At 71.8% G+C, this 13914-nt stretch carries 13 protein-coding genes and 1 pseudogene; 8 read left to right on the top strand and 6 right to left on the bottom strand.

Annotated features, from left to right (window positions below; genetic code table 11):
- Nucleotides 1-13: 13 nt before the first annotated feature.
- Together ET445_RS13590 and soxR are read right to left on the bottom strand one after the other, a co-directional pair.
- Entirely contained in the window at nt 14-1792 is a 1779-nt protein-coding gene (locus tag ET445_RS13590) for a cation:proton antiporter (RefSeq protein ID WP_129191750.1), read from the bottom strand.
- An 84-nt stretch (nt 1793-1876) separates the two neighbouring features.
- Nucleotides 1877-2398, bottom strand: a complete 522-nt coding sequence (gene soxR / locus ET445_RS13595; RefSeq protein ID WP_129191751.1) for a redox-sensitive transcriptional activator SoxR — start codon at nt 2396-2398, stop codon at nt 1877-1879.
- A 93-nt stretch (nt 2399-2491) separates the two neighbouring features.
- Between soxR and fdxA the strand changes: the two genes are divergently transcribed.
- The 4 genes and pseudogenes from fdxA (at nt 2492) to ET445_RS13610 (ending at nt 5300) form a co-directional block, all read left to right on the top strand.
- A complete protein-coding gene (fdxA, locus tag ET445_RS13600) occupies nt 2492-2818 on the top strand; it encodes a ferredoxin (RefSeq protein WP_129191752.1) in 327 nt (108 codons plus the stop codon).
- Nucleotides 2815-3339: a flavin reductase family protein gene (locus ET445_RS13605; RefSeq protein WP_129191753.1), complete on the top strand. Its 525-nt coding sequence runs from the start codon at nt 2815-2817 to the stop codon at nt 3337-3339. The genes fdxA and ET445_RS13605 overlap by 4 nt, the downstream gene beginning before the upstream one ends.
- A gap of 84 nt (nt 3340-3423) precedes the next feature.
- Nucleotides 3424-3813 (top strand): annotated as a pseudogene (locus ET445_RS18090) (DUF308 domain-containing protein); the annotation flags it as partial.
- Nucleotides 3814-3878: 65 nt separating this feature from the next.
- The gene (locus tag ET445_RS13610; protein WP_243695208.1) at nt 3879-5300 is read left to right on the top strand and encodes a lipase family protein; all 1422 of its coding nucleotides are present in this window, start codon (nt 3879-3881) and stop codon (nt 5298-5300) included.
- A gap of 6 nt (nt 5301-5306) precedes the next feature.
- Here the strand turns inward: ET445_RS13610 and ET445_RS13615 are convergent, their stop codons facing one another.
- Nucleotides 5307-7874 carry a winged helix-turn-helix domain-containing protein gene (locus tag ET445_RS13615; RefSeq protein WP_129191754.1) on the bottom strand — a complete coding sequence of 856 codons (2568 nt, stop codon included), beginning with the start codon at nt 7872-7874 and terminating at the stop codon, nt 5307-5309.
- Between the two features lie 157 nt (nt 7875-8031).
- Between ET445_RS13615 and ET445_RS13620 the strand changes: the two genes are divergently transcribed.
- The gene (locus ET445_RS13620; RefSeq protein WP_129191755.1) at nt 8032-9870 is read left to right on the top strand and encodes a DUF308 domain-containing protein; all 1839 of its coding nucleotides are present in this window, start codon (nt 8032-8034) and stop codon (nt 9868-9870) included.
- A 159-nt stretch (nt 9871-10029) separates the two neighbouring features.
- Complete coding sequence (locus ET445_RS13625) at nt 10030-10395, top strand: hypothetical protein (protein ID WP_243695209.1); 366 nt, start codon at nt 10030-10032, stop codon at nt 10393-10395.
- Between the two features lie 88 nt (nt 10396-10483).
- On the opposite strand, the gene ET445_RS13630 is transcribed toward ET445_RS13625, so the two are convergent.
- Nucleotides 10484-10993 carry a PaaI family thioesterase gene (locus tag ET445_RS13630; RefSeq protein WP_129191756.1) on the bottom strand — a complete coding sequence of 170 codons (510 nt, stop codon included), beginning with the start codon at nt 10991-10993 and terminating at the stop codon, nt 10484-10486.
- Between the two features lie 9 nt (nt 10994-11002).
- Entirely contained in the window at nt 11003-12001 is a 999-nt protein-coding gene (locus ET445_RS13635) for a LacI family DNA-binding transcriptional regulator (RefSeq protein ID WP_129191757.1), read from the bottom strand.
- Nucleotides 12002-12104: 103 nt separating this feature from the next.
- On the opposite strand from ET445_RS13635, the gene ET445_RS13640 reads away from it, so the two are divergent.
- Nucleotides 12105-13067 carry a zinc-binding dehydrogenase gene (locus tag ET445_RS13640; protein WP_129191758.1) on the top strand — a complete coding sequence of 321 codons (963 nt, stop codon included), beginning with the start codon at nt 12105-12107 and terminating at the stop codon, nt 13065-13067.
- Nucleotides 13068-13094: 27 nt separating this feature from the next.
- On the top strand, nt 13095-13604 hold the full coding sequence (locus tag ET445_RS13645) for a methyltransferase family protein (RefSeq protein ID WP_129191759.1): 510 nt from the start codon (nt 13095-13097) through the stop codon (nt 13602-13604).
- A gap of 40 nt (nt 13605-13644) precedes the next feature.
- Here ET445_RS13645 and ET445_RS13650 read toward each other — a convergent pair whose 3' ends face one another.
- Nucleotides 13645-13842 (bottom strand): hypothetical protein, encoded by a 198-nt coding sequence (locus ET445_RS13650; protein WP_129191760.1) that lies wholly within the window; start codon nt 13840-13842, stop codon nt 13645-13647.
- Between the last annotated feature and the right edge of the window lie 72 nt (nt 13843-13914).

Raw genomic sequence — 13914 nt, forward strand, 5'->3', positions numbered from 1 at the left:
TTCGAGGGCGTGCTCAGTCGTCGTCTGCAGCGGCCCGGAGCTCGATCGAGATCTGTTCGGCGTCGAGGGTTTCGAGAGCCCAGCCGAGCATCGCGGAGCTGAAGATGCCGTCGTCGCGCGCGTCGAGAAGCGCGTCTCGCTGCGCGGCGATGAGCTCCAGTCGCTGCCGTCGATGGCGGTCGCGCAGTGCGTCGGATGACTCGGCCGCGCCGTCGTCCGACGGTACGTCAGGGTCGAGGGCCGGGTCGGCGTCGGAGCCGTCGAGCTCGAGCCGCCCGGGCTCGGCGAGCCTCGCACGCACGACCTTCTCGGTCACATCGCGGAGCAGCGCCAGGATCTGCTGACGTTCGGCCGCTTGCGCCTGGCGGTCGACGCCCGCAGGCTTCACGACGCGGACGAGCCACGGCAGTGTGCCGCCTTGGAGGAGCAGGGAAACGCCCGCGACGCAGAACGCGACGAACACGAGGAACGACCGCGACGGCGTCTCGTGCGGGAGGGTCTGGGCGGCCGCGAGCGTCACCGCCCCGCGCATGCCCGCCCACACGATGACGGCGCCTTCGCGCGGCCCGAGCGGAACGGCCCTGAAGTAGTCGAGGTCGGCGGCCCGGCGGCGGAGCCTCGATCGGATGCGCTGGATGAACTCGGGGTTCGTCGCACGCCGGAGCCACCGCTCGCGGCCGCCTTCGCGGACCGCGCGCTCGGCGTGCTCTTCGTCGACCGCTTCGGTCGCGAGGGCGACCTCGCGTTCATCGAGCCGGCGGTTCGCGGCATCGAGCCTCGGGCGGAGCTCTTCGGCGCGACGGGTACGGCGACCGATGAGCGCGAGCGTCGGGAAGACGTAGACCGCCCGCACGAGGAGCACGACGACGAGCGCGAGGACCGCGATGCCGAGGCCGTGTTCGGCACGGAGCTCGCCTTCGGCGAGGTCGGCGACGATCTTGTTCATCTCGAGGCCCATGACGAGGAAGACCGCGCCCTCGAGGACGAACTCGATCGCGCGCCACGAGTTCGCGTCGCTCATCCGGTGCTGCGGACTCAGGACTCTGATCGCTCCGCGCCCGGTGACGAGCCCCGCGACGACCGCCGCGACGAGTCCCGACGCGCCGAGCGCCTCGGCCGGGACGCTCGCGAGGAACGGTACGGTGAACGAGATGACGGTGTTGACCGTGGCATCCGTCACCCGCGCGCGCACCCACAGATTGAGCCTGCCGACGACGAAACCGATGACGACGGCGACCGCGACGGCGAAGAGGAAGTCGCCCGCGACGTCCCAGAACGTGACGCTCGCGGCGGTCGCCGCGATGGCGGAGCGCAGGAGCACGAGTGCCGTCGCATCGTTCAGGAGACTCTCGCCCTCGAGCACCGTCACGACGCGCGGGGTCACGCCGATGCGCTTCACGATCGAGGTCGCGACGGCGTCGGTCGGGCTGACGATCGCGCCGAGCGCGATGCCGGCCGCGAGGCCGAGTCCCGGGATGAGCAGGGAGAAGAGGACCCCGAGCGCGACCGAGGTGAGGACGACGAGCAGCACTGAGAGCCCGCCGATCGCGCTGAACTCGCGGCGGAACTCCATCGAGGGCATCGCGACGGAGGCCGCGTAGAGCAGCGGCGGCAGGATGCCCGCGAGGATCCACTCGGGGTCGACGACGAAGTCGGGCACGAACGGGAGGAAGCTGACCGCGATGCCGACGAGGACGAGCAGGAGCGGCGCCGCGACCCTGAGCCGGGGCCCGACGGCGCTCGCGGCGGCGATGCCGAGGAGGCCGAGGACCGCGACGATCAGGATCTCCACCGCTGCATCCCCTCCGGTCCGGGCCGGTCAGCGCCCTTCCCGACAGTCTGTCGGAGCGAAGGCCTGCCGACCAAGAGTGCCCGGTCAGTCCCGGTCGGAGTCGCGGTCGTCGCGGTCGTCGAACGGCTCGGGCTCGAGCCGCCTCGGCCCCGCGCCGCTCTCGGCGAGCGCGTCGCCGGGGTTCAGGAGCGCGCACGCCTTCATCGAGAGGCAGCCGCAGCCGATGCATCCGGTCAGTTCCCGCTCGAGTTGCTCGATGCCGCGCCGTCGTTCTTCGAGGCGCCGCTTCCAATCGCGCGACGCACGTTGCCAGTCGGCGTGGCTCGGGGTGCCGTCGAGGGGGACGTGGGCGAACGACGCCTGCACGTCGGCGAGCGGCACGCCGAGGCGCTTGGCGACGGCGATGAGCGAGACCCGGCGGAGCATGTGGCGGGGGTATCGACGCTGGTTGCCGCCCGTGCGGACGGAGGCGATGAGGCCGAGGTCTTCGTAGAAGCGCAGGGCGGATGCCGCGACTCCCGTTCGCCGGCTCATCTCGCCGATGGTCAGGAGGTCGTCGGGTGCGTGACGTCGTGCGTCGTCGTCCGTCGCCCGAGCATTCGCCATGAGGCATCCTCTCGTTTTGACTTCAAGGGTACTTGAGGTTCTAACGTGGCAGGTGCCCGAAGCCGAACCGCATCACCGACCCGAGGAGCTGACGTGACGTATGTGATCGCCCTGCCGTGCGTGGACGTCAAAGACAAGGCGTGCATCGACGAGTGTCCGGTCGACTGCATCTACGAGGGCGAGCGGTCGCTCTACATCCACCCCGACGAGTGCGTCGACTGCGGAGCGTGCGAGCCCGTGTGCCCCGTCGAGGCGATCTACTACGAAGACGACCTGCCCGACGAGTGGGCCGACTACTACAAGGCCAACGTCGAGTTCTTCGACGAGATCGGCTCGCCCGGCGGCGCAGCCAAGGTCGGCGTCATCGCCTACGACCACCCCCTCGTGAGCGCGCTCCCGCCGCAGGCGGCGCACGCATGAGCGGGGTGTCGAACGGAGCGGCAGACCACGCGCGCGAACTCGGCGACCGGCTCAAGTCGGCGTTCCGGATGCATCCCGCCGGCGTCGCCCTCATCACCGCCGCCGCGGCGACGGGCCCCGTCGGTCTGACGGCCTCGAGCGTGTCATCCGTCGCCGCCGAACCCGCCGCGCTCTCGTTCTCGGTGACGCGCGCGACCGGCACCGCGGGCGCCCTGCTCGCCGCGCCCTCGTTCGCCGTGCACTTCCTCGGCGAGCAGCACGCCGACCTCGCGCGCGTGTTCGCCCACTCGGGGGCGCCGCGGTTCACGCCCGAACAGGGCTTCGTCCGGCTGCCGACGGGCGAGCCGTTCCTGCCCGACTCCCCGGCGGTTCTGCGGGCGCGGGCCTTGCACCTGATTCCCGTCGGATCGTCGACGCTCGTCGTCGCCGAAGTGCTCGACGTGCATCTCGGCGACGAGGCGCCGCCGCTCCTGTACCGCGACCGCAAGTTCCTCCGACTCGACCCTGAAACGGAGCTCTGAGCCCGGTCCTCGTGCGCTGGCGCGCCGCTTGCCCCCGCACCGCACGGCTCTCCATGATGAGAGCACGACGACGGAGAGGCTCGCATGGCCGACGCAGGCGACACCGGAAGAAGCTCCGCCCACCTGACCGCCTGGTTCGGTCGACTGCCGCGCTGGGTGCGCGGGCTCGGCGGACTGGCCGCCGTCGGTCTCGGCGCAGTGCTCATCGTGCGGCCGACGACCTCGCTCGGTGTGCTCGCGCTCCTCATCGGTGCGGGCCTCATCCTTTCGGGCATCCTGGAGCTCGTCACGCGGCCCGACCGAGGCGCCGACGACGCCGAGCCTCCCCGATTCGCGGCGGCGCTCTCCCTCAAGGCGATCCTGTGGATCGCGGCCGGACTCCTCGTCCTCTTCCTCCCCGGCCTCACGGTACGCCTGCTCGCCCTCATCGTCGGCGTCGCGCTCATCGTCAACGGCGTGCTGTCGATCCTCACGGGGTTTCGGAAGCGGCGCACGCTCGACGCCCGCATCGCCGACATCGCGTTCGGGCTCGCGGGGTCGTGTTCGGCGTGCTCGCGCTCGCGTGGCCCGACATCACCCTGCTCGTGGTCGCGGTCGTGTTCGGCGCGCGGCTCATCATGGTCGGACTCGTCGCGGTGTGGCAGGCGGTGCGCGGGCGGCGCGACCGCGAGCGGGCCGGCGAGGATTCGGCGAGCGCGGGCGCAGAGGGCGAGGCTACCGCGGGAGCGCCGGATGCCTCGCCGCGCCCCCTGCGCCGATGGACGCGCACGATCGCGGCCGTCGCCGCTCTTCTGTTGGCGGGCGGCGCCGCCGCGCTGAGCGCGAGCCTGCAGAGCGGCTCCCCCGTCGTCGACGACTTCTACGCCGCCCCTCGCACGGTCCCGGGCGAGCCCGGAAGGCTCATCCGCTCCGAGGCGTTCACGAGAGACATCCCGAGCAATGCCCGCGCTTGGCGCATCCTCTACACGACGACGAGCGGCGACGGCTCGGCTGCCGTCGCGAGCGGGCTCGTCGTCGTGCCGCGCGACGGCGACGGGCCCTGGCCCGTCGTCGACTGGACCCACGGCACGACGGGCTTCGCCGAGAACTGCGCGCCCTCGCTCGCCGAGCACCCGTTCGAGTCGGGCGCGTTCTTCCTCGTCGACCAGGTCGTCGACCACGGCTGGGCGCTCGTCGCGACCGACTACATCGGCCTCGGCACGAAGGGTCCGCACCCGTACCTCATCGGACCCGACACGGGCCACGCGGCACTCGACGCCGCGCGCGCCGCGCGCGAACTCGACGGGGCGGACCTCGGCGACCAGAACATCGTGTGGGGACACTCGCAAGGCGGTGCGGGCGCGCTCTGGACGGGCGCACTCGCCGACGTCTACGCCCCCGACCTCGACATCGAGGGCGTCGCGTCGCTCGCGCCCGCGAGCAACCTGCCGGGCCTCGTCGGCAACCTCGACGAGATCCCCGGCGGGAGCGTGTTCGCGTCGTACGTCGCCGCGTCGTACACCGCGATCTACCCCGACGTGACGATGCGCGAATACATCCGCCCGGGCGCCGTCGTGACCGTGCGCGAGATGGCGAAACGCTGCCTCGCCGAGCCCGGCGTCTTCGTGTCGGTGCTGAACGCGCTCGCGCTCTCGAGCGACCCCGTGATCTTCTCGAAAGACCCCACGACCGGCCCCCTCGGTGTCCGACTCGAAGAGAACACCCCGCCGCCGACGATCTCGGCGCCCCTCCTCCTCGGGCAGGGCGCCGCCGATCCTCTTGTGGTCCCAGCAGCACAGGACGCGTACGTCGAAGAGCTGTGCACCGCCGGCCAGCAGGTCGACTACCGGCTGTACGCCGGGCGCGACCATGTCGGGCTCGTCGAACCCGACTCGCCGCTCGTGCCCGACCTCTTCGAGTGGACCGAGGCGCGACTCGCGGGTGATCCGGTCGAGCCGGGGTGTACTCGCGTCGAACGCTGAACGGCGTCATCCGGGCCTCGTGAGGTCGAGGCCCCCGAGCGACGCGGGCGCGAGCAGCCGCAACTCGCGCGCTCGCGCGACCGCCGCCCGCCGGCCGTCGACGCCGAGTTTGCGGTAGATCGACCGCGCGTGGGTCTTCACGGTGTTCACAGAGACGAAGAGCGCCGCCGCGATCTCCTCGTGCGACATGTTCGACGGGAGATAGCCGAGCACCTGGCGCTCACGCGGTGTCAGTGGTTCGGGGGCCGCGGCGCCCGCAAGACCCGACGTCGGCGCCATGAGCTCCAGCGCCTCGGCGACGAAGGCCGCATGCGAAGTCCCGTGCGCGAGGTGCGCCGCGAGGAGCGTCGCGAGGAGCGGCCCGTGCGAGACGAGCGGGCGAAGGAACCGGGCAGGCTCCCCGAGATCGAGCGCCGCTTCGAGCCGTGCATGCGCCTCGGCGGTGCGACCGGCCGCGCGCAATGCGAGGGCGTGGACGAGATCGATGTCCATCGCGACCGACGGGAACACGGTCGTCTGAGTCTCCCGCGCCGCGGCGACGGCCGCGAGCGCGGCCCGAGCATCGCCGCGATCCAGATAGAGGCGGGCGATGACCGACCACATCAGGGGACCCCGTGCTGCATCCTTCACGAGCGCGTCGGCTTCGTCCGTCCGTCCGGACGCGACGAGCAGGCGGAGCTTCCAGGCGTCCAGCGTGTCGACGACGACGGGATCGGCCGGCCACGACCGAAGCCCCGCTTCCGCGCGACGGATCTCGTCGAGCGCATCCGCGACCCGGCCCTCCGAGACCAGGAGCACGAGGCGCGGCAGCGCGATCGCCGCACGCTCGGGTCGGTCGCGGGGGCGACGTGTCGCCGCCTCAGCGACGTCGACGAGCGCGGCCGCGTCATCGAACCGGCACTGCAACGTCGCGATGAGCGCCCCCATCACGGCGGCGGCACCGACCGCAGACGACCGCATCCAACCGTGGCGATCCGCCGCCCGGAGCGTCTGCTCGACACGATGGAGCGAGCCGGGGATGTCTCCGCACTTCGCTTCGGCCTCGGCGAGGAATCCCGTCGCGATGAACCGGAGCCACGTCGACCCGGCGTCGTCGGCGAGGGCGAGCGCCTCGCGCAGATGGGCACGCGCCTCGAACACATCGCCGGTCCACGACTCGGTCGTGCCGACGAACGACAACAGCAGGCTTCTGAGCTGGAGCGTCGCAGCCGCCCCGGCCGTTCCCGTGTGAAGAAGTCGGTCCGCCGCCTCGCGAGTGCCCTCGGCATCGCCCGCGGCGCGAGCCGCGAGCACGTCGAGCAACAGCCGAGCGGGCGAGTCCGCCGCGACGGACGACCTCATCGCCGCGTGCACCTCGCGCAGGCGCTCGGCCGACCGATGATCGGGTTCGAGCTGGAGGCTCAGCGCTGCGAGGGCGATGCCGAGATCGAGGTCACGGCTCGAGTCGACGGGGATCGACGAGAGCAGGGGCTTCAATCCGTCGAGTTCGCCGGCCTGGATGAGATCCGGCCAGAGTGCCGCTGCGAGCTCCGCCGCGTACTCGAGCCGATTGCCCGCGAGCGCATGCTCGATCGCGCTCCGGCCGTCGCCGCGGTCCGCGTACCAGCGGGCGGCCTTCCCGTGCACGTGCGCGAACCCGTCGGGGTCGACGAGCGCGAACCGCGACCGGAGGTAAGAGCGGAACAGGGTCCCGTAGCGGAAGGTCGACGGGTCTCCGTCGACTGGCTCGAGGAAGAGTCCGGCCCGCGACAGCTCGCCCAGCCGCCGACCGGCATCACGCGAGCCGGTGAGCGCTTCGGCGAGCGGCACGTCGAACTCGTCGACGACGGATGTCCCGAACAGGAACCGCCGATCGTCGTCGGATCGAGGCTCGAGGAACTCGACCGCGAAGTATTCGCGAAGGCGTGGGTCATCCGCAGCCGACTCATCGACCGGCGCGTCTGCGCGGCCGCCCGCGCTCGTCGCCTCGCGGGCGCGGAGTCCAGCGTGGACGATACCGGCCATCCAGCCTCCGGTTCGCGCGTGGAGCCGATCGGCCGCGTGCCGATCGGCGACGACGCCCAGTCGCGCGAGGATCTCCAGGGTCTCCCGCGCCGTGCAGGCGAGGTCGCTCGACCCGATGACGGCCACGTTTCCACCGAGCCTCGAGCGGTGCGAGCGCAGCGTCGGCGTCGGACGTGCGATGAGGATGACGCTCACGCCTTCGGGGATCGCTGCGAGGAGATCATCGACCGATCCGGGCCCAGGCGCGGTGAACGGTTCCCCGTGCTCCTCGTCGAAGACGAGCACGGGCGGCGGACCGGAGACGGCCTGCCCGATGGCCAGCTCACGCACTCGTTCGGCCACCGGACGCGCGTCGCCGCCCGTGATCCAGATCACCCGTCGATCCGTCCTCGCCGCCCAGTCCGAGACCGCCACGGTCTTCCCCGACCCCGCCTCGGCGACGACGAGCGTCAGCGGGTGCGACGCGCCCGCGTCGAGGAGTCCGTCGATCCGGCCGCGGGCCACGAGATGCGCAGGCCGAAGCGGCAGCCGGTCACCGGACCGCTCGGAGAACGTCGAACGGGGAAGCATGCGCGGTCGTCCTTCCTCGAGCGACCCGCGGCGGGGCGGACCGTGTCGAACAGCGCCATTCTCCCGCATGCTCATCCGCCGAGGATGAGGCCCGGGTCGCCGGCCGCGGATAGGAACGTAGGAGAGACATCCAGGGGAAACGACGCGAGGAGCGCGAATGACGGAAGAACGGACCCGCACACCGCGAGCGGGCCGGGTTGCGAGTTGGTTCCGAGGCCTCCCCCGGTGGCTCCACTCGGTGCTCGGGGTGATCGCGACCGTCCTCGGCGCCGTCGTGATCGTCCGTCCGACGACCTCGCTCGGTCTGCTCGCGATCCTCATCGGAGCGGGCCTGCTCCTCTCGGGGGTGCTCGAGCTCGTGGGGCGGAGAACGGGCGACAACGACAGCGACAGCGACAGCGACGGAACGCCGCGTCCGTCGTTCTGGCGGATCGCCGGCGCCGCCGTCTGGATCCTCGCGGGACTCCTCGTGCTGCTGCTGCCGGGTCTCACGGTTCGCGTGCTCGCCGTGATCGTCGGGCTCGCCCTCATCGTCGACGGCGTCCTCTCGGTCGTCGCGGCGTTCCGTCCTGGCAAGACGGTCGACGCGAGGATCGCCGCTGCCGCGCTCGGCATCGCGGAGGTCGTGTTCGGAGTGCTCGCGCTCGCGTGGCCCGACGTCACGCTCATCATCGTCGCAGTGGTCTTCGGGGCCCGGCTCGTCATCTTCGGGCTCCTCGAGATCTGGCACTCGATCCGAGGCACTCGACGTCGGCGGGCCGACGCCGACGCGAAGCCGACCGCACTGCGCCGGTGGGCGCAGACGACTGCGGCCGTGGTCGCGCTCGTGCTCGCGGTCGGGGCCGCGTCGGTGAGCGCCGGCATCCATGGCGGCTCCCCCGTGGTCGACGAGTTCTACGCGGCACCGCGCACGGTTCCGGACGAGCCGGGGAAGCTCATCCGCTCGGAACCCTTCACCAGAGACATCCCCGACAACGCCCGAGCCTGGCGCATCCTCTACACCACCACCCTCGGCGACGGATCCCCCGCCGTCGCCAGCGGCATCGTCGTCATCCCGCGCGACGCCGACGGCCCCTTCCCCGTCATCGATTGGACCCACGGCACCACCGGCTTCGCCGAGAACTGCGCCCCCTCCCTCGCCGAGCACCCCTTCGAATCGGGTGCCCTCTTCCTCACCGACCAGATCATCGACCACGGCTGGGCCCTCGTCGCCACCGACTACATCGGCCTCGGCACCAAGGGCCCCCACCCCTACCTCATCGGCCCCGACACCGGGCACGCCGCCCTCGACGCCGCACGCGCCGCACGCGAACTCGACGGCGCGAACCTCGGCGACCAGAACGTCGTCTGGGGCCACTCCCAAGGCGGCGCCGGCGCCCTCTGGACCGGCGCGCTCGCCGATGCCTACGCCCCCGACCTCGACATCCAAGGCGTCGCGTCGCTCGCGCCCGCAAGCAACCTGCCCGGCCTCGTCGGCAATCTCGACATCATCCCCGGCGGAAGCGTCTTCGGCTCGTACATCATGTCGGCGTACAGCCGGATCTATCCCGACGTCACGATGCGCGACTACGTTCGCCCGGGCGCCGAGGCGATCGTCCGGCAGATGGCGGAGCGCTGCCTCGCCGAACCGGGCGTGTTCGTCTCCCTGCTCGACGTCCTCGCGCTCTCCAACGACCCCGTGATCTTCTCCAAGGATCCGACGACGGGCCCCATGGGTGTGCGACTGGAGGAGAACACGCCGCCGCCCACGATCTCGGCACCGCTCCTCCTCGGACAGGGCGCCGCCGATCAGCTCGTCATCCCGTCGGCGCAGGACGCGTACGTCGAAGGACTCTGCGGGGCCGGGCAGCAGGTCGACTACCGCCTCTACGCCGGGCGCGACCACGTCCCCCTCGTCGAACCCGACTCGCCCCTCGTGCCCGACCTGTTCGCCTGGACCGAGGCGCGCCTCGCCGGCGAGCCCGTCGACCCCGGGTGCACGCGCGTCGAACGCTGAACGGCTCGGCGGCCGTTAGCCGCGGCGGCCGCTCACCCCCGCTCGGGCGCCGGCGGCCCGAGCCGCGGGCGCCGGTGCGCGGTGTCGCCTGCGCCCACCCTGTTGCCTTCGGTGAAGGTGTTCGCAAGTCGGCGGCGACCCCGGCGCTACGCTCCCCTCGTGGGACTCTCGCCGCTCGGACTGCTCGTGAGCGTGCTCGTGTTGGCGCCGAACCTGCTGCTCGTCGCGTTCCCGCCGCGAGCCCCGCTGCCCGACGTGCGCGTTCCGCTGCCCCTGACCATCCTCGAGCGGGCCGGCCAGGCGCTGTGCCTCGTCGTTCCGGCGGTCACCGAACCCGGCCGCGTCGTCTGGTGGTGGGCGGTGCCGCTGCTCGCGGCGCTCGCAGGCTATTGGGCGCTGTGGGGTCGCTACCTCGCGACCGGACGCGACGGCACTGCTCTGTACCGGCCGCTCGCGAGGGTGCTGCCCGTGCCGATGGCGGTGCTCCCGGTCACGGTGTTCCTCACCGCCGCAGGCTGGTCGTGAACCCGTGGATCGCGCTCGCGGCGCTCGTCCTCGCCGCCGGCCACATCCCCGCCTCGGTGCTCCTCGCTCGGGCGATCGAGGCGGCCGCCTAACCGCCGATCGGGAACACGAGCAGCGAACTCGTCGCGGTCGCGACGACGCGACCCTCGGGGTCTTCGATGCGCCCTTCGGCGAACGCCACGCGCGAGCCGGGTTTCGTCACGGTGCCCGTGATGCGAAGCGGTTCGGTCGACGGCTGGATGGGCCGCAGGTAGCTCACGTTGATGTCGATCGACGTGTATGTCGTCCCCGCGTCGAGCGTCGAGTGCACGGCGCAGCCGAGCGCGGTGTCGAGCGCGGTGCACGCCCAGCCCCCGTGGATCGTGCCGAGCGGGTTGAAGTGCGCCTCGGCGGCATGTCCGAGGAAGACGACTTCGCCTCGCCGCACCTCGGCGAGGTCGAGCCGCATGACCGACACGATGGGCGGCGGCGGGAGCTCCCCCGTCTTGAGGGCGGTCAGGTAGTCGAAACCCGAGAGTTGGGCGAGCTTCGGGAGCGGCACGCTCGGGTCGATCCAGGTGAAGGTCGCGGAGTGCACGTCGGCGGGATCGTGGGCCATGCGTGCACACTACGCGCTCTCCCGCACGACGACCTCCGACGGCGGTTGCCGCCACTCCCCCGGTTCGAGCCCGAGCACGACGCGCGCGGCCCGGCGCCCGAACCCGGCGGAGTCGATGCGCACGGTTGTGAGCGACGGCCGCCAGAGCTGCCCGTGGCGAGCGTCGTCGAAGCCGATGACGGCGAGGTCGTCGGGTGCGGAGAGTCCGAGATCCGCGATCGCACCGAGGACCGCGAGTGCGACCTCGTCGCTGTAGCCTGCGACGGCGGTGACGGATGTCTCGTCGACGAGCGCCCGCATGGCCGAAGCACGCCGCCCGCGGTCGTCGCCAAGGTCGATCGGCATCACGCGCTCGAGTTCGAGGCCGAGTTCGCGTGCGATGGCCGTGACGTGCTCGGCGCGCGTCGCCGCGAGCGCCGCGCCCGGGACATCCGGCAACGCGAACGCGATCCTGCGGTGGCCGCGCGCGACGAGATGGCCGAGCTGGGTGCGCGTGTGGAAGGCGAGGCCTGCGCGGTCGCCGTCGACGATCGCAGCGAAGGGGTCGTCGCCCGCGGGCTCGCCGAGCAGTCGGGCGAGGTCGAGCACGGCGCGCGGGGCGAGGGCTTCGACGGCGTCGGCGGGCACGCCGCCGCGCTCGGCGCTCGTCGTGACGAGGAGCGAATGCCCGAGGGCGCGCAGTTCGTCGCTCATGCCCGTGATGAACGTGTCGAGTCCTTCGCCGCCGAGGAACGACCCGACGTTCAGCAGCACGATGCGCGACATGCCCTCGCGGAGGGCCCGCGCGAGGCCGTGCGGCACGTAGCCGAGCGACGCGACGGCGGCTCGGACTCGCTCGCGCGTCGCCTCGGTGATGGTCTGGCCGGGAACGTCGTTGAGCACATAGCTCACGGTCGCGGTCGAGACGCCAGCGGCGGCGGCGACGTCGCGGATGCGCACCTTCCGAGCGCGCGCGGCGTCGGTCGAGGCATCCGGATGTCTCGAAGCCTCCGTGCTCGAAGCTCGCATGTCCGCAGATTACCGCTTAACCGATTAAGTAACTAGCGTCGAGAACGACGGGCCATCCGGACCCGCCCCGGAACACCCGGGAACCGCAAGGAGCGCGAGCACGATGAAGGCTTGGCAGTACACGGGCGACCACGCCCCCATCCAGCAGAACGAGATCCCCGAGCCGACCCCCTCGCCGACCCAGGTGATCATCGACGTCAAGGCCGCGGGCCTCTGCCACTCCGACGTCATGTACATGGAGACGGGCGACCGGGCGATGCCGTTCCTCCCTATGACGCAGGGGCATGAGAACGCGGGCGTGATCAGCGCGATCGGCGCCGACGTCGTCGGGTTCGCCGTCGGCGAAGTCGTCGGCGTGTGCTCGTCGGGCGTGCAGCCGCCGCTCGGCATGTTCACCCCCGGCGGCTTCGCCGACCGGCTCGCCGCCGACTACCGCGACCTCGCGCGCGTGCCCGACGGCCTCGACCTCTCGCTCGCCGCGCTCGCGACCGACGCCGGCATGACCTCGTACCACGCCATGATCAAGGCGGGCGGCGCGAAGGCCGGCATGAAGGTCGGCGTCATCGGTTTCGGCGGCCTCGGTCAGATCGGCGCGCGGGCGGCCGTGCTCGCGGGCGCCGAGGTGCACGTCGCCGAGATGAAAGAAGACGTGTGGCCCATCGCGCGGGCGGCCGGCGTCGTCGATTGCGTGAAGGATGCCTCGGAGTGGGCCGCGGACGCCGAAGGCAACCCGCTCGGCGGGGCCGACTTCGACCTCATCGTCGACTACGCGGGCTTCGACACGACGCAGAAGGCGCTCAACGCCGTCAAGCGCGGCGGCACCGTCGTGCAGGTCGGCCTCGGCAAGCCCACCTTCACGGTCATCACGCCGACTCTGCTCGGCCGCACCCTCATCGGCTCGCTCGGCGGCACCGTCGAGGACATCGAAGAGGTCTTCGCGCTCATGGCGGAAGGCGAGATCACGCCCGTCTACGAGGAGATCGCGTTCGACGAGATCGGCGCGGGCCTCGAGCGCCTGAAGAACAACCAGGTGACCGGGCGGCTCGTCGCGCGCTTCGGCGACTGAGCGAGCCGCCGCGGCTAGCCTGAGCGTATGGCCCAGGCAGCTGCGGCGGCGCGTGCGTGGATCGGGACGATCGCGTTCCTCTTCCTCGCGCCCGGCGTGATGGCCGGCGTCATCCCGTGGCTCATCACCGGCTGGCGAGATCACGACTGGGGTACCGCGACCTGGGTCGTCGCGGCGGTCTCGTGGCTCGTGATCGCAGCCGGCATCGCGGTGCTGCTCGTCGCGTTCGCGCTGTTCGCGCGCCAGCGCGGCACGCCCGCGCCCGTCGCCCCGACCGAGACCCTCGTCGTGACGGGCGTCTACCTCTACGTGCGGAACCCGATGTACCTCGCCGTGCTCGCGATCATCCTCGGCCAGGCGCTGCTCTTCGGCAGCCCGGCGCTCCTTCTGTATGCGGCGCTCTTCCTCGCCGCGGTCGTCGCGTTCGTGAAGGGCTACGAGGAGCCGACCCTGACCCGCACCTACGGCGAGCAGTACCTCGAGTACCGGCACAACGTGCCCGGCTGGTGGCCTCGGCTGACGAGATGGCGGCGCTGAGAGGCATCCGGATGTCTCTGCGCTCGCCGCTGCCGTGTGCTCAGCCTGCCCGGCCGACGAACGAGCGCGAGGGGCTGGCCGCGTCGCGCAGGCGCGCCGCCTCCAGGCGGAGTGCGTGACGCTCGGCGAGCTCCGCGCGGGTCGGCTCGACGCGCGTGCGCGCGTTCGGGCGGCGGATGCGTACCGCCGCCGCGATGCGGGTGAGGATCGGGAGCCGGGTGATCGTGGTGGTGGTCATGATGCGTCCTTCGTGATCGGTTCCGGTGGCGACGCAGATCGCTGCGGTCGCCGGGTTCGGACACGAAAGTAG

It is taken from the genome of Agromyces protaetiae, assembly GCF_004135405.1.
Taxonomy (GTDB): Bacteria; Actinomycetota; Actinomycetes; order Actinomycetales; family Microbacteriaceae; genus Agromyces; species Agromyces protaetiae.